At 63.9% G+C, this 20536-nt stretch carries 17 protein-coding genes and 1 tRNA gene; 9 read left to right on the top strand and 9 right to left on the bottom strand.

The window, feature by feature from the left end:
- The first annotated feature begins 43 nt into the window (after positions 1–43).
- On the top strand, positions 44–3538 hold the full coding sequence (locus ACFWYE_RS00160; RefSeq protein WP_379109726.1) for a NahK/ErcS family hybrid sensor histidine kinase/response regulator: 3495 nt from the start codon (positions 44–46) through the stop codon (positions 3536–3538).
- An 8-nt stretch (positions 3539–3546) separates the two neighbouring features.
- Here the strand turns inward: ACFWYE_RS00160 and ACFWYE_RS00155 are convergent, their stop codons facing one another.
- The gene (locus ACFWYE_RS00155) at positions 3547–4206 is read right to left on the bottom strand and encodes a response regulator transcription factor (RefSeq protein ID WP_379069442.1); all 660 of its coding nucleotides are present in this window, start codon (positions 4204–4206) and stop codon (positions 3547–3549) included.
- A gap of 281 nt (positions 4207–4487) precedes the next feature.
- Between ACFWYE_RS00155 and ACFWYE_RS00150 the strand changes: the two genes are divergently transcribed.
- Entirely contained in the window at positions 4488–4997 is a 510-nt protein-coding gene (locus tag ACFWYE_RS00150) for a GNAT family N-acetyltransferase (protein WP_379108856.1), read from the top strand.
- A 1-nt stretch (position 4998) separates the two neighbouring features.
- On the opposite strand, the gene ACFWYE_RS00145 is transcribed toward ACFWYE_RS00150, so the two are convergent.
- A complete protein-coding gene (locus ACFWYE_RS00145) occupies positions 4999–5430 on the bottom strand; it encodes a hypothetical protein (RefSeq protein WP_379069438.1) in 432 nt (143 codons plus the stop codon).
- A 109-nt stretch (positions 5431–5539) separates the two neighbouring features.
- On the opposite strand from ACFWYE_RS00145, the gene ACFWYE_RS00140 reads away from it, so the two are divergent.
- Positions 5540–5890, top strand: a complete 351-nt coding sequence (locus ACFWYE_RS00140) for a DUF952 domain-containing protein (protein WP_379108855.1) — start codon at positions 5540–5542, stop codon at positions 5888–5890.
- A complete protein-coding gene (locus tag ACFWYE_RS00135; RefSeq protein WP_379108854.1) occupies positions 5887–6969 on the top strand; it encodes a quinone-dependent dihydroorotate dehydrogenase in 1083 nt (360 codons plus the stop codon). The genes ACFWYE_RS00140 and ACFWYE_RS00135 overlap by 4 nt, the downstream gene beginning before the upstream one ends.
- Before the next feature lie 141 nt (positions 6970–7110).
- Here ACFWYE_RS00135 and ACFWYE_RS00130 read toward each other — a convergent pair whose 3' ends face one another.
- Entirely contained in the window at positions 7111–8481 is a 1371-nt protein-coding gene (locus ACFWYE_RS00130) for an MATE family efflux transporter (RefSeq protein WP_379108853.1), read from the bottom strand.
- A gap of 92 nt (positions 8482–8573) precedes the next feature.
- On the opposite strand from ACFWYE_RS00130, the gene ACFWYE_RS00125 reads away from it, so the two are divergent.
- On the top strand, positions 8574–9470 hold the full coding sequence (locus ACFWYE_RS00125; protein WP_379069427.1) for a histone deacetylase: 897 nt from the start codon (positions 8574–8576) through the stop codon (positions 9468–9470).
- Positions 9471–9485: 15 nt separating this feature from the next.
- Here ACFWYE_RS00125 and ACFWYE_RS00120 read toward each other — a convergent pair whose 3' ends face one another.
- Complete coding sequence (locus ACFWYE_RS00120; RefSeq protein WP_379069424.1) at positions 9486–9749, bottom strand: DUF6460 domain-containing protein; 264 nt, start codon at positions 9747–9749, stop codon at positions 9486–9488.
- 111 nt (positions 9750–9860) lie between these two features.
- On the opposite strand from ACFWYE_RS00120, the gene ACFWYE_RS00115 reads away from it, so the two are divergent.
- Both ACFWYE_RS00115 and ACFWYE_RS00110 read left to right on the top strand, forming a co-directional pair.
- Positions 9861–9934 (top strand) — tRNA-Gly (locus ACFWYE_RS00115).
- Positions 9935–10031: 97 nt separating this feature from the next.
- Positions 10032–11033, top strand: a complete 1002-nt coding sequence (locus ACFWYE_RS00110; protein ID WP_379108852.1) for an alpha/beta fold hydrolase — start codon at positions 10032–10034, stop codon at positions 11031–11033.
- A 35-nt stretch (positions 11034–11068) separates the two neighbouring features.
- Here ACFWYE_RS00110 and ACFWYE_RS00105 read toward each other — a convergent pair whose 3' ends face one another.
- The 5 genes from ACFWYE_RS00105 to ACFWYE_RS00085 form a co-directional block, all read right to left on the bottom strand.
- Positions 11069–11782: a hypothetical protein gene (locus tag ACFWYE_RS00105; protein ID WP_379108851.1), complete on the bottom strand. Its 714-nt coding sequence runs from the start codon at positions 11780–11782 to the stop codon at positions 11069–11071.
- A 129-nt stretch (positions 11783–11911) separates the two neighbouring features.
- The gene (locus ACFWYE_RS00100; RefSeq protein ID WP_379109724.1) at positions 11912–13276 is read right to left on the bottom strand and encodes a glutamine synthetase family protein; all 1365 of its coding nucleotides are present in this window, start codon (positions 13274–13276) and stop codon (positions 11912–11914) included.
- A 113-nt stretch (positions 13277–13389) separates the two neighbouring features.
- On the bottom strand, positions 13390–14820 hold the full coding sequence (locus tag ACFWYE_RS00095) for an APC family permease (protein WP_379108850.1): 1431 nt from the start codon (positions 14818–14820) through the stop codon (positions 13390–13392).
- A gap of 78 nt (positions 14821–14898) precedes the next feature.
- Entirely contained in the window at positions 14899–16224 is a 1326-nt protein-coding gene (locus ACFWYE_RS00090; RefSeq protein WP_379108849.1) for an APC family permease, read from the bottom strand.
- Positions 16225–16413: 189 nt separating this feature from the next.
- Positions 16414–17790, bottom strand: a complete 1377-nt coding sequence (locus tag ACFWYE_RS00085; RefSeq protein WP_379108848.1) for an aminotransferase — start codon at positions 17788–17790, stop codon at positions 16414–16416.
- A 207-nt stretch (positions 17791–17997) separates the two neighbouring features.
- On the opposite strand from ACFWYE_RS00085, the gene ACFWYE_RS00080 reads away from it, so the two are divergent.
- Together ACFWYE_RS00080 and ACFWYE_RS00075 are read left to right on the top strand one after the other, a co-directional pair.
- Positions 17998–18306 carry a hypothetical protein gene (locus ACFWYE_RS00080; RefSeq protein ID WP_379069139.1) on the top strand — a complete coding sequence of 103 codons (309 nt, stop codon included), beginning with the start codon at positions 17998–18000 and terminating at the stop codon, positions 18304–18306.
- Between the two features lie 10 nt (positions 18307–18316).
- Positions 18317–20536: a N,N-dimethylformamidase beta subunit family domain-containing protein gene (locus ACFWYE_RS00075; protein WP_379108846.1), complete on the top strand. Its 2220-nt coding sequence runs from the start codon at positions 18317–18319 to the stop codon at positions 20534–20536.

Genomic DNA, 20536 nt, shown 5'->3' with positions numbered 1-20536 from the left:
GATTGCCTCGAAAAGGGCAATCAGGCAGGGAGGAGCATCCGGCGTGCAGGGCTGGTTCATCGTCATCATAGCGCTTGCCTATGTGACGCTGCTGTTCGCGGTAGCCAGCATCGGCGATCGGCGCGCCGCCGTGAGCGGCCCCGGTCGGCCGCGGCCGCTGATCTTTGCCCTCAGCCTTGCCATCTACTGCACCTCCTGGACCTTCTTCGGTTCGGTCGGACTGTCGTCCGAGCGCGGCTGGGAGTTCCTCGGCATCTATATCGGCCCGGTGCTCCTGTTCATGTTCGGCTATCCGCTGCTGTCGCGCATCGTGCGGCTGGCCAAGGCCGAGAAGATCACCTCGGTGGCCGATTTCCTCGGCGCCCGCTACGGCAAGAGCTTCACCGTGGCGGCGATCGCCACGCTGATCGCCACCATCGGCGCGGTGCCTTATATCGCGCTGCAGTTGAAGGCGATCTCCGGCTCGGTCAGCCTCATGGTCGAGCACTATTCCGGTTCGCCGCCCTCCTTCGACCCTTTCGTTTCCGACATCTCGCTGATCGTGGCGATGCTGCTGGCGGTCTTCGCCGTGCTGTTCGGCACGCGCCACGCCGATGCCACCGAACACCAGGACGGGCTGGTGCTGGCGGTAGCGGTGGAATCGGTGGTGAAACTCGCGGCTTTCGTGGCCATCGGCCTGCTCGTCACCTTCCTGGTCTTCGGCGGCCCCGGCGACATGTTCGACAAGCTCGGTGCCAATGCCCAGGTGCAGCAGGCGATGAACTACCGGACGTCGCTTGCCACCTGGCTGGTGCTGACGGGTCTGAGCGCCTTCGCCATCGTGATGCTGCCGCGCCAGTTCTACGTGATGATCGTGGAGAACCGCAGCCTGCGCGAACTGCGCACCGCGACCTGGGTGTTTCCGCTCTACCTCATCGCCATCAACCTGTTCGTGCTGCCGATCGCGCTGGCCGGATTGACCGTCGTCGGCGACCGCACCTCGAGCGATCTCTATGTCCTGTCGCTGCCGCTACTCGGCGGCCATGACGCCCTGGCGATGGCCGCCTTCATCGGCGGGCTTTCGGCGGCCACGGCGATGGTCATCGTCGAGAGCGTGGCGCTCGCCATCATGATCTCCAACGACCTCGTCATCCCACTGTTCGTGCGCCGTGTCCTGAAGAACAGCGCGTCGGAAAACGAGGACTGGTCGACACTGATCCTCAACGTACGGCGCGGCTCGATCTTCATCGTGCTGTTCATCGCCTTCCTCTACTACCGCGCCTCGACCGACAGCGCCCGCCTCTCCTCGATCGGCCTGATGTCGTTCGCGGCGATCGCACAGTTTGCGCCGGCGCTGATCGGCGGGCTGATCTGGCGCCGCGCCAATGGGCGGGGTGCCGCGCTCGGCATGGTGGCCGGCATCGCGATCTGGGCTTACACGCTGCTGTTTCCCTCGCTCGCCGCGCCCGACAATTTCATCGTCGTCAACGGCCTGCTCGGCATCGAGGCGCTCAGGCCGCAGGCGCTGTTCGGCACGGTTGCCGAACCGCTCAACCACGGCGTCATGTGGAGCCTGTCGATCAACGCGCTGTTCTTCATGCTGGGGTCGCTGTCGCGCGTCTCGGTACCGCTGGAGCGAATCCAGGCTGCGATCTTCGTGCCGCGCGACGCCAGCCCGATGCCCAGCCTGCGCCGCTTCCGTACCGCCACGACTGTCAACGATCTCAAGGACACGATCGGTCGCTATCTCGGCGTCGAGCGTACCGAACGGTCGTTCCAGAGCTTCGAGCGCGACAATGGCATCCCGCTCCACGGCAACGAGCAGGCCAGCATGGAGGTGATCCGCTTTTCCGAGCAGTTGCTGGCGAGCGCCGTCGGTTCATCCTCGGCACGGCTGGTGCTATCGCTTCTGTTCCGTCGCAACGACCGCGAATCCAGGGATGCGTTCCGACTGCTCGATGACGCCACCGAAGCGCTGCAGCACAACAGAGACCTGCTGCAGATCGCACTCGACCAGATGGAGCAAGGCATCACGGTGTTCGACCGCGACTTCCGGCTGATCTGCTGGAACCGGCAATACCGCGCCTTGTTCGACCTGCCGGACGACATGGGTCAGGTCGGCGTGTCGCTCGACCAGATCCTGCGCCATCTCGCCGATCGCGGCGACATCTCGCCGGATACGCGGCTAACCGTGCTCGACCGGCTGGCCGGTTTCGCCGGCCCATGGCAACTCGAATTGAAGAATAGCGGCCGTATCGTGGAACTGCGCTCCAATCCGATGCCGGATGGAGGACTTGTCGCCACCTATGCAGACATCTCGGCGCGTGTGGAATCCGACCTTGCGCTGAAGCGCGCCAATGAATCGCTGGAGCAGCGGGTCAAAAGCCGCACCGCCGAGCTCACCCGCGTCAATGAGGAGCTGGCGCAGGCGCAGATGCTGGCCGAGGAAGCCAATCTCGGCAAGACACGCTTCCTGGCTGCCGCCGGCCACGACATCCTGCAACCGCTCAACGCAGCCCGGCTCTACTGTGCATCGCTGATCGAAAAAGCCGGCAAGGGTGTCGCCGGGCAAGCGGCGATCAACATCGAATCCTCGCTGGAATCGGTCGAAACCATCCTCGGCGCCGTGCTCGACATCTCGCGGCTCGATGCGGGTGCGATGAAACCGGAAGAGACGACATTCCGGCTAGACGGCCTGCTTCGCCAGATCGGCACCGACTTCAAGCCGCTCGCCGCCGAAAAGCAGCTGAAGCTGACCATCGTGCCGTCATCGCTGTCGGTGACCACCGACCGCAACCTGTTGCGCCGGCTGATCCAGAACCTGGTCTCCAACGCCATCAAATATACCCGCAAGGGCCAGATTCTCGTCGGCGTACGGCGGCGCGGGGAACTGGCCGAAGTGCAGGTGATCGACACCGGCATCGGCATCGCCGGCGACAAGCTGAACACGGTGTTCCGCGAGTTCACCCGGCTGGACGAAGGCGCACGCGAGGCGCAAGGCCTCGGCCTCGGCCTTTCCATCGTCGACCGCATCGCCCGCGTGCTGCGGCTCGAGATCAGGCTGTTCTCGAACCAGGGCAAGGGCACCCGTTTCTCGATCGTGCTGCCGGTGGCGGAAACTGCCGCGGCGGCGCCGGAGATCAAACCACGCACGATCGCCCGTGCCGGCTCAACGCTCTCCGGCCTGACGGTCGCCTGCGTCGACAATGACGCCCGCATCCTGGAAGGCATGCGGCTGTTGATTGAAGGCTGGGGCTGTACCGTTGCGACCTTCTCCGGCTCCGCCGATTTCCAGGCGCGAGCGGAAAGCGCACCGCAGCCCGACCTCATCCTCGCCGACTACCATCTCGATGGAGAAACCGGGCTGGAGGTCATCATCCGGTTGCGCCGTCACTACCGCGACGCCATACCGGCGGTGCTGGTGACGGCGGACAGGTCGGGCGAAGTGCGCACGGCGGCGGCCGAACTCGATGTTCCGGTCATCAACAAGCCGGTGAAGCCGGCGGCGCTGCGCACCATGATGGCGCGCGTGAAGCCGCTGGCACCGGCAGCGGAATAATCGATCGGTCAGCCACTCCCCTGCAGTGGATCGGTGCCGATCTTCGACAGCTGGATCACTGCCTGCGTGCGGCTGTCGACGTCGAGCTTCTGCAGGATCGCCGAGACATGCGCCTTGATCGTGGCTTCGGAGACACCGAGCTCATAGGCGATCTGCTTGTTGAGAAGGCCCGCGCCCAGCATGCCGAGCACCCGCGTCTGCTGCGGGGTCAGCGTCTGCAGGCGTTTGATGAGATCTGAGATTTCAGGGTCGCGCTCGACGCCGAGGTCGATGCCGGCAGGGGCGGAGATATCACCGGCAAGCACGGCTTTCACCGCTTCGCGGATCTCCTCCATGCTGGCTGACTTGGAGATGAAACCGGAAGCGCCGAGCTCCAGTGCCCGGCGGATTGTGACCGGGTCGTCATGCGCCGAGACCACGACCATCGGCACCGACGGATGGATGCCGCGCAAGGCCACCAGTCCCGAAAGACCGCTGGCACCCGGCATCGACAGATCGAGCAGCAGGAGATCGATATCCTCATTGGCGGTGACCAGCGCCTTGACGCTGTCGAAGTCGCCGGCCTCGTGAATGGCGCCAACGTCGCCGACGCCGGCAAGCGCTGCCTTGAGGGCACCGCGAAACAGTGGGTGATCGTCAGCGATGACGAAGCTGTAGCCTGCCGGCAAATGGTCCTCCCCGATCCCAGAGCGGAACGTGATCGAGATGAATTCCGCCCTGTCTCCTTGCTTCGGAGCATGATCCCGACACGTCTGCAGCGTCTCGGGATCATGCTCCGGTCCTCTTCCCGCAGGATCAAGCGGACCGGATTATGCGGTCACGGCCGGCGTTTTCAAGCGGCAAAGACCACGGTGGCAGTTTTCCAACAGGCATGGCTGTCGCAAATGGCGTAATAGTCCACTCGCCGCCACAGGTCCTGGCTGGACAGGACTGAGCGCCGGGGAACAGAATGATCCTGGACGGAATGGTTGAAACCCCGCGGCTGACGATCCGCCCGTTCGTCCTCTCGGACGCGGCCATCCTGGTGGCTGTCTTCTCCGACCCGGACGTCGCGCGCCATGTCGGGGACGGCGAACCGCTGTCACTTGAGGCTGCGAGACTGTGGGTGACCAGGTCCGGCGAGAACCTGAAGCGCCACGGCTACGGAACAGGTGCGGTGATCGCCCGCTCGAGCGGGCAACTGATCGGCTGGGCCGGATTTGCTCGACCCAGGGACGGGCCCGAGCAGATCATCTACGGGCTGACTGTCGCGAACTGGGGACAAGGCCTCGGCAACGAGATCGTCAAGGCGCTGCTCGGCGTCGCCGACGGGCGCGGCATCGCAACCGTCCTGGCAACGGTCGACCGCGCCAATGCGAAATCGATTCGCCTGCTGCAGAAACTCGGCTTCCGCCTTCGCGAGCGCGACCATGGCGGCGACCCGGACGTGCACCTCTACGAACGTGCCCTGACCGATTAGATCAGGTCTTCTGCAGGTTCGGCTTGGCCGGATCGGTTTCCTTGTCCATGTCCTTGACGATGCCCATGAAGCCGCGCACGAAACGCTCCATGTAACCCATCGTCTTGTTGAATTCCTCTTCGGACGGCAGCTTGGATTCCAGCCGCGCCGTCAGCGAATTCTCGAGCTTGGTCACACGCTCCTCCAGCGCCTTGACCGTACCCTGAAGCCGGTCGATGTCGTCCTGGAAAGCGGTGCGTTCGTCGGCGGCGACACGGCAAACCAGCTGGCCGTCGCGCTCGTTGCAGATCGACATAGCGCCGGTCTGCGTGTCCATGCGCACATAACCGTCATTGGTTTTTTCCAGCTTATAGCGGCTGGCATCCTCGGCGAGCGCAGGAGCCGCCAGCAGTCCGGCCAATGCGGCGGGAACGATCAGCCTTTCGAAACGCATGGTGTTCTCCTTCAGCCGTTTTGCGCAGTGTGGTCGCGCTTTGCGCCAGAATTGCGGAAGCGTGCGGTTCGCACTTTCCCGGTCGCCACAATCGGACTATAGCGCTGCCATGTCACGATTTGTCTACAAGATCGCGCCGCAGTCGCTGTGGCAGGAAGCCGAAGCCCTAGGCCGTTTCACTGGAGCCCCGATCGACCTGACCGACGGCTATATCCACTTCTCGACCGGCGCCCAGGTCAGGGAAACCGCGGCCCGCTATTTCGCCGGCCTGGACGACCTCGTGCTGGTGGCGCTCGATGAAGCCAAGCTCGGGCCGGCGCTGAAATACGAGGTTTCGCGCGGTGGCGACCTGTTCCCGCATCTCTATGCCGAATTCACGCTCGACGCGGTCGCCTGGATCAGGCCGCTGCCGCTCGGCGCCGACGGCAACCATGTCTTCCCGCCGCTGGAGGCAGAATGAGCCTGATCGACCGCATCGGCCAGCAGGTCCTGTTCAGCTTCGATCCCGAGACAGCACACGGACTGTCCATCACCGCCCTGCGTTGCGGCATGCCCGTAGCTTCGCGCGCTCCACGTGATTCCCGTCTCGAGGTCAGCCTGTGCGGCCTCGATTTCCCGAACCCGCTCGGCATGGCGGCAGGCTACGACAAGAATGCCGAGGTGCCGGACGGGCTGCTCGGTCTCGGCTTCGGCTTTGCCGAGGTCGGCACGGTGACGCCACTGCCGCAGGCAGGCAATCCGAAACCGCGCATCTTCCGCCTCACCCGCGACGAGGCGGTGATCAACCGGCTGGGCTTCAACAATGAAGGCCATGACGCCGCCGAGAAACGCCTGCTGGCGCGCAAGGGCCGGAGCGGCATTGTCGGCGTCAACATCGGCGCCAACAAGGACAGCTCAGACCGCAGCGGCGACTATGAAAAAGGCGTCGCGCGTTTCGCGCCGCTGGCATCCTATCTGACAGTCAACATCTCCTCGCCCAACACGCCGGGCCTGCGCAACATGCAGGCGCGCGAGCAACTGGGTGAACTGCTGTCGCGCGTCATGGCGGCACGGGCCAAGGCGGCGAAGCAACCGCCGGTGTTCCTGAAGATCGCACCCGACCTGGTCGAGGCGGAGCTCGAGGACATCGCCGCCGAAATCACCGAAAAGGCGGTGGACGGCGTCATCGTCTCCAACACGACGATTTCGCGTCCACCACTGAAAAGTGCCGCCCATGCCGGCGAAACCGGCGGGCTTTCCGGCAAGCCGCTGTTCGAACGCTCGACAGCGGTGCTGGCCAGGATGCGCAGGCTGCTCGGTCCGGACCGCGCCATAATAGGCGTCGGCGGCATCGATTCCACGGAAACCGCGCTGGAAAAGATCCGCGCCGGCGCCGACCTCGTCCAGCTCTATACCGGCATGATCTATGCCGGCCCGTCCCTGCCGGGACGCATCGTCACCGGCATGCTGCGAGTGGTGGAGAAGGATGGTCTCAAATCCATCCGCGACCTGCGTGACACAAGGCTCGCCGAGTGGCTCGCAAAGGGATTGGGAGAATAGGGCATTAAGGCAGTGGCGCGAGACGACGGCAGGAGAGGCATAGCCCTACTGCCCTACTGCCCTACTGCCCTACTGCCCTACTGCCCTACTGCCCTACTGCCCTACTGCCCTACTGCCCTACTGCCCTACTGCCCTACTGCCCTAAAACGCCTCCCGCACCCGCCGCTGCATGATCGAGAACAGGCTGAAGCCGCGCACCAGCAGGAAGACGTGCAGCGAGGCCCACAGGCCGTGATTGCCGAAGGCCGGCGCCAGTGTCAGCAATGCAGCGAGGAAGACGAAGAACGACACCAGCATCATGTTGCGCATGTCGCGCGACCATGTTGCGCCGATGAAGACGCCATCCATCTGGAAGGCAAGCACGCCGCTGATTGCCGTGAACGCCGCCCAGGGCAGATAGGTGTCGGCAACGTCGCGCACCGCATCCGAGGTGGTGACGACGCCGACAAGCGCCGCGCCACCGAACAGAAGCACCAGGGTTGCCGTACCGGCCAGCCCGTAGCCCCACCACAGCGTCAGGCGCACGGCGCGGCGGAACGAGCTTTCGGCACGGGCGCCGATGGCGCGGCCGGCGAGCTGCTCCGCCGCGGTGGCGAAACCGTCGAGGAAATAGCCCGCGATCAGGAAGAAGTTCATCAGGACGGCATTGGCGGCCAGCGTGACCGTGCCGAACTGTGCGCCCTGGCGGGTGAACAGGGCAAACGCGGCCAGCAGCGAAAAGGAACGGATCATGATGTCGCGATTGAGCGACATCATGTGCTTGTAAGCAGTCCAGTCGAGGATGCGGGCCAGAGGCACGCGCTCGCTGCGTGCAAAGCGCCTCATGACGATCGCCAGCCCGAGCAGCATGGCACAGAATTCGCCGATCACCGTTGCCCAGGCGACGCCTGATACGCCCCAGTTCAGCTCGAGGCCGAGCACGATGCACAAGGCGATGTTGATGCCGTTGAGCACGATCTGCAGGAACAGGCCGAGATTGCCCTCGCCGCGCCCGAGCACGTAGCCGAGGATGGCATAGTTGACGAGCGAAAAGGGGGCCGCCAGCAGGCGGATGCGGACATAGGTGTCCATTGCCTCGCTGACACGCGCCTCGGCGCCCATGAACTTCTGGCCGAGCAGCGACACCATCGGGGCCAGCGCCGCCAGGATGACGCCGGCGACGATGGCGACCAGCACCGCGCGCCAGAACACCGCCTGTTCCTCGGCGCTATCGCCACACCCGAAGGCCTGGGCGACCAGCCCGGTGGTGCCGGAACGCAGGAAATTGAACGTGGTGAAGACGACATCGAACGCCAGCGCGCCGGCGGCAAGCCCGCCGAGCAGCGCCGCATCCCCAAACTGGCCGACGACAGCGGTATCGACCAGGCCGAGCAGCGGCGTGGTGAGATAGGCAAGCGTCATCGGCACCGCGATGGCAAGCACCGAGCGGTTGGTGACGGAGAACGGCCGGCCCGCGACCGCTGACGACGCCTGATCCAGCTTGCTCTCCCGGAGATGTCTTGAACGTGGCATCGATGTGGCCCAATTTCACCCTGCCATGCAACTGACAATCAGCCCGGGCAATCGAATTGCCGCCCTGGCGCCATCAGGTCCCGAGTACCCGCTTGCCCCTGCAGATCGCCCACCATCCCGACTATGACGCCGGTTTCGCCGTCAACCACCGGTTCCCGATGCGCAAGTATCCGCTTCTGATGCAGGCGTTGATCGCGCGCGGACTGGCGGAGGCGCTGCATCAGCCGGAACCGGCAGCGCCGCAATGGCTGAAGCTTGCGCATGACACGGCCTATGTCGACCAGGTCATCGACTGCGCCGTGCCAGCCAGGATCGAGCGCGAGATCGGCTTTCCGGTCGGTCCGCGGGTGTCGCTGCGCGCGCAGCTCGCGGCAGCCGGAACGGTGCTGGCGGCCAGGCTGGCGCTTGAATACGGCATCGCCTGCAACGCCGCCGGCGGCAGCCATCATGCCAGGCGAACGCAGGGCGCGGGCTTCTGCACCTTCAACGACGTTGCCGTCGCCGCGCTGGCGCTGATCGAGGAAGGCCATGTCGGCAATGTGCTGGTGGTCGATCTCGACGTGCACCAGGGGGACGGCACCGCCGACATCCTGCGCGACGAGCAGCGCGTCTTCACCTTCTCCATGCACGGCGAGCGCAACTATCCGGTGCGCAAGATCGCCTCCGACCTCGACATCGGCCTGCCGGACGGCATGGAGGATCAAGCCTATCTGAAACGGCTGGCCGATGAATTGCCGAGATTGTGCGGCCTGCGGCGCTGGGACCTCGTCTTCTACAATGCCGGCGTTGACGTGCATGCCGAGGACCGGCTCGGCCGGCTGTCGCTGAGCGATGCCGGTATCCGCGCCCGCGACCGGCTGGTCATCGAAACCGTCCGATCGCACGGCATGCCGCTGTGCGGGGTTATCGGCGGCGGCTATTCCACCGACGTGCCGACGCTTGTTGGACGCCACGCCATCCTGTTCGAGGAGGCGGCAGCCGTAGCCTGACCGCCGAGTGGCGCGCTATTTGCGATAACTCGCCAGCCTGAGCAGGATGAAGGCCGGGATGACGATGGCCGCGCCGAGCAGGATGTAGCCGACGAAACGGTCGACGGCGCGGAAGCCGAGATTCCACAGATCGACGAAGAAGTCGCGGATGCCGTAGAGCACGTCGAATGGCGACCAGCCGAACGCGCTCATGACGATGCCGACCAGGAACGACACCACCAGCAGCTTCAGAAACACCTTGAACGGCGAATCGCCGAGGAAGCGGGTCAATGCGGACAAAGGCTCTTCTCCTTCGAAGTTCCTCCGCTGAGATACGCGCTCGCGGCGTCTGCTTCAAGTTGCGGCTTTGTCATTGCCGGACAGCCTGAGGCCATGCTAACGAGGCGGCGCGCGGGTATGATGTAATGGTAGCCTGTCAGCTTCCCAAGCTGAACGCGCGGGTTCGATTCCCGCTACCCGCTCCAGCTTTGATCCGATCGGGCATTTCCGGCGTATAGTCGCCAGATGTCCTCTGTGTCGCCGACCATATCCTGTTGATGACGCCCCCATCGGATCTCGCGAATGGATTTTCGTTCTTTCATGCAACCGCTGCTGCTGATGGGACTGACTACCGCGCTGGCCATGCCCGCACATCGTGGCGTCGCCAGCGAGGTCGAGGCGGTGCGGATCGATGTCGGCGGCTACAGGCTGAACAGCGTCCTGCTTCAGCCCGGCGCGCGGGCGGACCTGCCGCCGATCGTGTTCATCCATGGCGCCAGCAGCAGCCTGTATGATCAGCTGCTGTGCTTCCGCGACAGGCTGGAGGGAAGAGCCGCCCTGCTGTTCGCGGACCGCCCGGGCCATGGCGCATCCGACACAGGTGGCGCACGGAACATCCTCCCCGATGGCCAGGCCGATGCGATCTCGGTGCTGATGGAAAGGCGCGGCATCGACAGGGCCGTCATCGTCGGGCATTCGTTCGGCGGGGCGATTGCCGCCGCTTTCGCCGTTCGCCACCCTGAAAAGGTGATCGGCCTCGTTTTCCTTTCACCAGCCGTCTATCCTTGGTCGACCGGCATCGACTGGTATTACGACATCGCCCGGACCCCGGTCATCGGTCATATCTTCAGCGCACTGGTGGTCCCGCCGCTCGGTTTCGCGGCGATCGAAGGTGCAGCGGACGCCGTGTTCGCGCCCAACCGCCGTCCCGATGACTATGTCAGGAAAACCCATGCATTGCAGGCGATCAGCCCGGGCCGTTTCCGACACAACGCGCAGGAGATCGCCGCGCTCAGCGACTGGGCCAAGGTCGCCAGCCGCGACTATCCCGACATCAAGGCGCCGACAGTCATCATAACGGGCGATGCCGACAAGATCGTCTCGCCCGAAATCCACTCGCGTCACCTCGCCCGCGACATACGCGGCTCGCAACTGATCGTCGTCCACAATCTGGGCCACAAGCCGGACTACGTCGCTGGCGATCTCGTCGTCGCCGCCATCGAACGGGTCGCCGGCCGCAAGCAGGATCTGCAAGCGATCGCGCGCTCGGTGGAGAAAAGAATAGCCAATGACGGCAAGGACTGAACGTCCACGACTTCAGGTAAATCAATCGATGCTGTTCATTCGGCCGACGTCTTAGACACAGCAAATCTTTCCGTTCTCTTCTCACGGAAAACGAGACTTTCAAAAATCAAGCTGTCTTCCTGGGGGAAATTTGCGGTTATCTCCGCAGCTGGCATGCCAGACCGAATGCAGCAGATAATCTCTATGGCCCTGACGGAACGTCTCGCAATCGCTTCATTCCAAAAATCGGCACTGGACGGATTGGGAAATCTGGGCACGTACGACCCCGCTCCAGATCGAACTCTCTTCGAAAAATCCTCGAACCGTTCGTCGGAGGTCCGAGCAGCCCACCTTATGGCTTCCAACCTTACGCCAAGGTGCAGATCACACAGACAGCTGACCAACCCAGAAGCAATCGCTTCATCGTAGTCATCGGAATACGTCACGTACTCGACGAAGGCGCGCCGGCAGGCAGATAGCGGGTCATCCGCGAGCTTTGTAACGGCTGCCTTCAGCCCGTCCATCGGGCCAACTTCGCCGAGATAATATGCTCCGGAACTTCGATCTCGGGATTGTCCGGACTCCAGGAGATCGACGAGAAACTGCAGGTCTTCCCCTTCCCGCCACCTGCCGATGAGAACCCAGGTCGCTTCGTAGCTTACGCCGTCATCACCCTCTTCGTGGTTTGCCTTTTCCATCAGGTCAGACGCGTCGAGCGTCGACAGATGATCCTTCAATTCATTTCTGGACATCGATTTTTGGGCCTGCATTTGACCCACGCTAGCGCAGATATTTTGGTCTTTGGAAACTGCGTTCCCGAACCAATACCTTCATGACGAACCAGGGATGAGGCGTCAATCGGCATCGACGCGTCGCCGTGTCCAATTCGCCTGCCGCAATCAGCACCTCTCGAAGAGACGGATCCGTTCCCAATCGGTAACGGCTGTCTCGAATGCGCCGAGTTCCCAGCGGCCACAATGCAGGTAGTGGTCGACGACACCGTCGCCCAGCGCGGCCCGCATGGTTTGCGACGTTTCCAGATGCCGCAACGCGTCGGCCATGGTCCTCGGAACACGTGGCACCGCGGTCGCGCCATAGGCATCGCCGACATGTTCGGCGTCCAGTTCCAGCCTGTTCTCGATGCCCGCCAGCCCGCCGGCGATCAGCGCCGCGAAGGCAAGATAGGGATTGGCGTCGGCGCCCGGAATCCGGCATTCGAAGCGCAGCGACGCGCCATGCCCGAGCACGCGGAAAGCCGTCGTACGGTTGTCGACCGACCAGGCCAGTCGTGTCGGCGCAAACGTGCCCTCGGTGAAGCGTTTGTAGGAATTGATGTTGGGCGCATAGAAGAAGGTCGCGGCCGGCGCATGGGCGATCGCGCCGGCGAGGAAATGCCGGAACGTGGCCGACATGCCATTGGCTGCGGACGGATCATGAAAGGCCGAGGCGCCGCTGGCGACGTCGCTGAGCGAGATATGGACATGGCATGAGCTGCCGGACAGCTTCTCGTCCAGCTTCGGCATGAAGCTGACGGCCTTGCCCATCCGGTGGGCGATCTCCTTGCAGCCATTCTTGTAGAGGACGAGGCGGTCGCATGTTTCCAGCGCCCCGGCATATTGCAGGTTGATTTCCTGCTGGCCGGGACTGCATTCGGCCTTGGAGCCCTCGACCGGAATATCCGCCTGCTCCATCAGGATGCGGATCGCGCGGATATAGGGTTCGTCCTTGCTGGTCTGGAAGATATGGCCATCCTCCGGATACCAGCTGGAGAATTTGAGATCCTGGTATTTTCCCGCCCGCGCCTCGTCGAAGGTCTGGTTGAACAGATAGAATTCGAGTTCGGCAGCCATATCGGCGGCAAGCCCGATATCGGCCAGTCGCTGCAACTGGCGACGCAACATCTGGCGCGGCGAATGGTGCAGCGTGACGCCGTCGCGGCTTGTGACATCGGCCAGGACGATCGCCGTCTTTTCCAGCCACGGAATGGCGCGCGTCGTGGACAGGTCGGGCACCAGCGCGAAATCGCCATAACCCTTCTCCCAGGAGGCGCTGTCATACCCAGGCACCAGCGTCATCTCCATGTCGGTGGCCAGGAAGTAGTCGCAGAACAGCTGCCGACCAGCGCCGGTCTCCAGAAAGAACCTGCCGGTCAGGCGCTTGCCGATCAGCCTGCCCTGCATGTCGGTCATCGCGACGATCACCGTGTCGATCGCGCCGTCGCTGATCGCCTGGCCGAGTTGCTTCAGCGTCAGCCGCCCGGCGATCGGTGCGTGCGAATGCCCTTCAGGCCGAGGGCGCTCGGAAAATGACGATGGATCGAGACGCGGCGCAGGATCGTAGTTCATATGCGATGCTCCAAAGCGGATGAATTGATGTGTCAGATCGCCTGCGGGCCAACTTCGGCGGCGCGGGTCCGGAAGAACGCCGCGCCTCTGCCGAACCTGGCGACCGTCATCATCACGCAGCTGACAAGGGCGATCGCGATCAGCGACCAGAATGCCGGCGGCTCGAGCTGGCGAATGGAGACCAGCGCGATGGCCAGCAGCACTCCGCCGCCAAGCACCGGGATCAGGCCGAGGCTGATCAGGTTGCGCGGGCTGGACGTCACGGTGGCGCGGAACGCCCAGGTCACAGTGAAACCGGTCACCGCGTAGAACAGCGCGAACATGATGCCGACCACGCTGACGACGGTGTCGAAGGCACCGGCTACCGAAGACAGGAAGACGTAGAGCCAGGTCACCACGATCATCGAAATGCCGAAGATGATCGTTGCCTTGGCCGGCGTGCGGTATTTCGGGCTGATCTCGCCGAGAACCTGGGGCAGCAATCTGTCGCGGGCCATGGCGAATGAAATCCGGGCGGCGCCGACCAGGAAGGCCTGGGTGGTGCCGAGGATCGACAGCACGATGGCGAGCGCCATCGCCTTGTCCCACGGCGAGCCGACAAGTTGGTGCGCGATGAAGATCAGCGCCGAATCCTGGTGGGCGCTGATGTCTGCAAGCGAAGCCGCCCCTTGCAGCGTCACCACCAGCACCGTGTAATAGACACCGAGGATCGCCACCGACCACAGGGCCGCCTTGCCGGGATTGACCTCCGGCCTTTCGGTCTCTTCGTTGAGGTAGATCGACGTATCCCAGCCGGTGAAGAGATAGACGGCGACGATCATGCCGGCGATCAGGCTGCCGCCGCCGCCGACCCCCTTCGGCGACAGCCATTCCCATGTCGGCGTCACCGTGCCCGCGCGTTTCATGATGAAGACGACGTAGACGCCGATGACGCAGAAGCTGATCAGGATCAGATGCTCGACCAGCGAGATGAATGTCTGGAAGCGCGCCGTCATGTGAATGCCGACGATGGCGTAGATCACCGTGATGCCGCCAAGCAGCGTCGCCGAAATCACTTCACCCCAGGCATTGGAGACGTCTGCAAAGCCGAGCAGCGTCAGGATCGCCGGGCCGATAGGCAGGATGTCGCTGACCGTGCCGAGCAGGTATCCGGCCAGCATCAGGCAACCGACAAGATAGCCGAGATAAGGACTGACGGCGCGGCCGACCCAGACATAGGCGCCGCCGGCGTTCTGCTGCCACATGTTGAGCCGGTGATAGGACCAGGCGATGGCCAGCATGGCCGTGGTGGTGGCGATGATGGAGAGGCCGCCCGCATAGGCGGTGGCCGGAATGAGCAAGCCGAGCGACACCGCGGTTGCCTGCCCCGGCGCCGAGGAGGCGATGGAGATAAGGACACTCTCCCAGATGCGGATCGCGCCGGATTGAAGGCCTGGCGATGCACTTTCCGTATGGTCTGTCATCGAAGACTCCCTGGATGGATCGAGGCGTGCCAGCCCTCGGCGGACGGGCGCTCTGGATGGTGAAGGTGAAACCGGCCCTCAGACGTCGACGACCATGCGTGGCAACGGGCGGGTGAGCACCCGTGTCCGGAACAGCAGATAGAGGCAGCCGACTGCCAGCCAGCCGAGACCGAGTTCGACAGCCAATCCGTCGAGGCTGAAGAACAGCCAGCCGCAGAACATGGCTCCAGCCAGGCCAAGGAGCATGGCGAGGACGTTGCGGGGTTCGTCGCCCGAGCGCATCACGCTGGCCACGACGCAGAGATTGACGGCGAAGAACGCGGTGAAGGCGCCGAAGTTGATGAACGAGGTCGATGTCGCGATATCGAACCTGGCGGCGCCCAGCATGACCACGCCAACCACCGCGATGTTGACCACCGGCGTCTTGAAGGACGGATGGATGTAACCGAAACCGATGGGCGGCAGGATCGCGTCGCGCCCCATCACATACAGCAGCCGCGAGGCGCTGGCATGGGCGCACAGGCCGGCGGCGAAGAAGGCGATGGTGACAACGACGGTGAACACGGTCTTGAACGTCTCGCCGCCGATCTGCCCGACGATCTCATACGCCGCGGTATCGATGCTCGCATAGTCGAGCGAGGGATGCACCAGCATCATGAGGTAGGCGGCGGCCAGGAAGATCGCCCCGCCGAGCAACGTGGCCAGCATGATGGCGCGCGGGATGTTGCGTCGCGGATCGACGGTTTCTTCCGAAAGCGTGGAGATCGCGTCGAAACCAAGGAAGGAATAGCAGGCCACCGCCGCACCCGCCATCACCAGGGGCAAGGTGGTGGCCTCGTTGAAGAACGGCCGCGTCGAGACGAGCGTGCCGATCTGCGGCGTGCCGAGGGCGAAGCGGATGCAGAGATAGATCAGGGCCAGAACCATCAGCAGCTGCACGGCCATGATCGCCAGGTTGATGCGGTCGGTCAGCCTGATGCCCAGCGTGTTGACGAGGGTCGACAGCGCCGCTACCGCGACGACCCAGATCCAGAACGGCACGCCAGGTGCCAGGGTCGAGAGGCCGGTGGCCGTCAGCAGGCAGATCACCATCGGGATGAAGAAATAGTCGAGCAGCAGCACCCAGCCGACGGCAAAGCCCGCCATCGGACCGAACACGCCGGACGCATAGGTATACGCCGATCCAGCCTTTGGATTGCGTGCCGCCATGTAACCGTAGCTGGCGGCCGTGAGCAGCATGGCGGCGGTGGCGATCACATAAGCCAGCGCCACGGCGCCGCCGGTCTTGACCGCGATCGCCCCCAATGTGGCGATCACCACCATGGGTGACATGTAGGAAAGACCGAACATCGCGGCCGATGTCGCGCTGAGGCGCCGCTCCAGCGTCGGTTTTGTGTCTGTCATTGGCTTGTTCCCATTGTTTTCAGCCGTTTTCGGCCTGTTCCCGCCCGTTTGCCGGGCTTGGTCTTGGTGTTTGGGCGCGTTCCCTGCGCCTGTTGTGCTGATGTTCCAGCGGCGCGCCGTCCCGTAAGGGATCGGAGCGGCGCGCCGCTGGGCCACGTCCAGACTGGCTTGGGGTCTGGACGCGAGAGGTCAGGCCGCCTCCCTGCGGGCCGAGGCGTGGACCAGATCGAGGATTTCTCCCATCGCCGCCACGAGCGACACGATCTCGGCGGCGGTCGAAATGAAGGGCGGCGCCAGCACGACGGAAGAGCCGAGCGGTCGAATGATGAAACCGCGCTCGCGCGCCGCCTTTGCAATCCGTTCGCCGATACGCAAATGGCCGGCGAAGGGGGTCTTGCTTCGCTTGTCGGCAACCATTTCGAGAGCGCCCATCAGCCCCACACCCCTCGCCTCGCCGACCATGGGATGTTCGGCGAGCTGCTCCAGACCGCTCTGGAGCACCGCGCCGACATCGCGAATGTTATCGACGACGCCTTCCTCGGTGATGATGCGGATGGCCTCCAGCGAAACGGCACAGCCGACCGGGTGCCCACCGGTGGTGAACCCGTGCGGAAATTCCTCGTGCGCCTCGGCCGCGGCTTTCGCGCGCCGGTCTATGTCCTCGGACAGCATGACGGCACCCATCGGGAAATATCCGGCCGACATGCTCTTGGAGGCCACCATGATGTCCGGCTGCATCGCCACGGTCTCGGTTCCCCAAAGATTGCCGGTGCGGCCGAATCCGCAGATGACCTCGTCTGCAACCAGCGGAATGCCGTGCCGCCGCAGGACCGGCTGGATGTGCCGGAAATAGTTCTTCGGCGGTACGATGACGCCCCCGGCCCCCATCACCGGCTCGGCAAACATGCCGGCAATGGTTTCCGGATCTTCCGCCTGGATCGTGGCTTCGAGGTTGGCCGCAAGCCGCGCGCAGAACTCGTCGTCGCTCTCGCCGGGCGCGGCATAGCGGTAGGCGTGCGGGCAATCGAGCACCACGATCTCGGGCAGCGGCAAGCCGAACGCCCTGTTGTAGTCCTTGGCCGTCAGCGACGCGGCCATCACTGTCGCACCGTGATAGGCATTCTTGCGGGTCAGGAACTTGCGGCGTCGCGGCTGCGCCTCGAACGCCCACATCATCCACAACAGCTTGACCACCGATTCATTGGCTTCCGAGCCTGAATTGGTGAAGAACGCCCGGCTCATCGGCACCGGCGCCAGCGCCAGCATCCGTTCGGCAAGCGCGATCGACGGCTTGGAGTTGCGGCCGAAGAAGGTGTGATAGCCCGGCAATTCGGCATACTGGCGGGACGCAACGTCGGCCAGGCGCCGCTCGGAAAAACCCAGCGTCATGTTCCACAGGCCCGAATTGCCCTCGAAGTAGCGGCGGCCGCCGGTATCGACGATGTAGGCGCCCTCCCCCCTCTCCACCACCACAGGCCCGTCCTCGCTCAGCGAAGGCAGGTCACTGAATGTGTGAAAGAAGCTTTCGCTCTCGCGCCGCTCCCACGACTGGCTTGCTGCGGTCATCTTTTCGTCTCCTCCGAAATCCGATGATTGACCAAAACAGCCAAAATGTGCTTTGTCAATAAATAATGCAATTTTGAGATCCGGCCATTGTGACATCCAGGACATGCATATCGGCCGATGGCGCCCACAAAACGGGCAAAATCCTGCATCCACGCAGCACAAGGCTCGAGTCTAAAATGAACTTTTATGTCGTATAAGGCACTTAAGATGGCGCGATACACCCTCGGAGACGATGACCTGCCGCATGCCGCCGAATTCATGGAAAGTCCGATCGGCTATCACAGCCCGGGTCTTCAGCGTGTTCTCAACCTGATGCGCGGCGGCGCGCTCGACGGCAAATATGTGCTGGTCACGATCGAGCCCTGTCGCCGCTGGGCGCTGGCGCGACTGCCGGGACGCCGCGGCGTTCCTGTCAGCGTCGTCTCCGGCGTCGAATACACCAGTCAGCTCGACGCCGAGCGCGACGTGTTTCGCCGCCGCTGGCACGAGCTGACCGGAAAAGAACTTCCCTTCTGAGGAGCCCTTCATGCTCAAGATCACCGCCTATGCCGACAGGATCAGCTGCTTTCCCGGCGAAACGGTCGACATCAAGGTCAGCGCGACCGGCCTGCCTGCATACGACGCAGAGCTGAGGCGGATCATCCAGGGCGACATCAATCCCGACGGGCCGGGCTACCGCGACGAGCTGATCGCGGTCGATCTCGGCGGGCCGTTTGCGGCACGCGAGCAGACAATCCGCACCGGCTCCCATGGCCTCGTCGACAAGACGGCCAGGCTCTGCCCGTCCGGCTCCTTCACCCTTGCAGCGCTGATATGGCCGACTTTGCCGGGGCGAGGCAGGCAGGCGATCGTTTCGGCCGGCACGGCGCAGAATGGTTGCTGCCTCTTCCTCGACGACGATGCCATGGCCTCGGTGACGCTGACGGGAGACGGCCGCGCGACCACCGCCGCTTCCGGCACGCCTTGCCGGGAACGTGCCTGGTATGTCGTCGTCGCGAGCTACGACATGCAGAGCGGGCGGCTGTCCGTCAGCCAGACGCCGGTGAAGAGCTTCCCGAATATCGACGACCTCGGCTCGTCCAGCGTGCCCGCCCGCGATCATGCCGCGCCGCCGCAGGCTCCCTTTCGCTTCGGCGCGACCGACACGGAAGAAGGTTTTCCCGGCTGTTTTTTCAATGGCAAGATCGAGAATCCACGCATCTATGATGGGGTGCATCCACACGAAACCATCGTAAAGGCGATACTCGGCAGGACGGCGACGCCGGCGCTGGCGGCAGACTGGGATTTCGCCGCCGGCATGCGCGGCGATCGTTTCTCCGATCGCGGCCCGCACCGGCTGCACGGCTGTTTCCTCAACCTGCCGCACCGGGCCGTTTCGGGCTGCGGATGGGACAGCGGCCTGCACCGCTGGACAGAGGACCCCGCCAGCTATGCCGCGGCCCACTTCCACGACGATGATCTCTACGACGCCGGCTGGCAGACCGATTTCACGGTGACCTTGCCGGCCGACCTCAAGAGCGGTGTCTATGCCGTGCGGCTGTTCTCGCACGAGGATGCGCAGGCCGAATATTTCGTCGTGCTTGCCGTTCGGGCAAGGCACAGCAGGAACGATGTCGTCTTCGTCCTGCCAACCGCCAGCTACATGGCCTATGCGAACCATCGTCTCGGCATCGATGTCTCGGAGACCGAGATCGGCGCCGGACAATTGCTGCAGCTCGACCGGCATCATCTGCACCTGCAGGAACATCCCGAATACGGCCTGTCGATGTATGAGGTGCACAATGACGGTTCGGGCGTCTTTTATTCATCGAGGCTGCGCCCCATCCTCGACTTCCAGCCCAAGGTGCAGGGTTTCATCGGCGGCTCCGGCTCCAACATCTGGCAATTCAACGCGGACACACACATTCTCGGCTTCCTCGAGGATCGCGGCATCGCCTATGATGTGCTGACCGACGAGGATCTCGACCGTGAGGGCGTCGCGGCTTTCGACGGCTATCGCACCGTGCTCACCGGCAGCCATCCCGAGTATACAAGCACCCGCATGCTGGACGCCTATCAGGGGTTCCTGGCCAAGGGTGGGCGCGTCGCCTATCTCGGCGGCAATGGTTTCTACTGGCGCATCGCCTACAGCGAGACGTTGCCGGGCGTGATCGAGTGCCGGCGTGCGGAGTCCGGCATTCGCGGCTGGGAGCCGGGCACTGGCAACTACTGGCATCAGTTCACCGACGAACTTGGCGGCCTGTGGCGCCGCATCGGCCGCGCACCGCAGCAGGTGTTCGGCGTCGGCATGACGGCGCAGGGGTTCGATCTGTCGTCGCCCTATCTGCGCAATCCGTCGAGCCACGATCCACGCGCCGCCTTCATCTTTGACGGCATCCAGGGCGATATCCTCGGCGATTTCGGCCTGAATGGTGGCGGCGCCGCCGGCAACGAGATCGACCGTGCCGATTTCAGCCTCGGCACGCCGCCGCACGCGCTGGTGCTGGCATCATCCCGGCTGCACACCGACGTCTACCTGATGACGCCCGAGGACCTGCTCGATCCGACCCCGACATGGTCGGGAACCCAGTGCGACCTCATCCGCGCCGACATGGTGTTTTTCGAGACGCAGGATGGCGGTGCCGTTTTCTCCACCGGCTCGATCGCCTGGGCCGGTGCCATGGCCTGGAACGGCTACGACAATCACATCGCCGCCATCACCGAGAATGTCATCCGCCGCTTTACCGACGAGACGCCGTTCGGCTGA

Origin of the sequence: Mesorhizobium sp. NPDC059025 (genome assembly GCF_042739655.1) — a bacterium.
Taxonomy (GTDB): Bacteria; Pseudomonadota; Alphaproteobacteria; order Rhizobiales; family Rhizobiaceae; genus Mesorhizobium.
The sequence above is the reverse complement of the archived record's forward strand: the minus strand, read 5'-3'. Positions and strand labels throughout refer to the sequence as shown.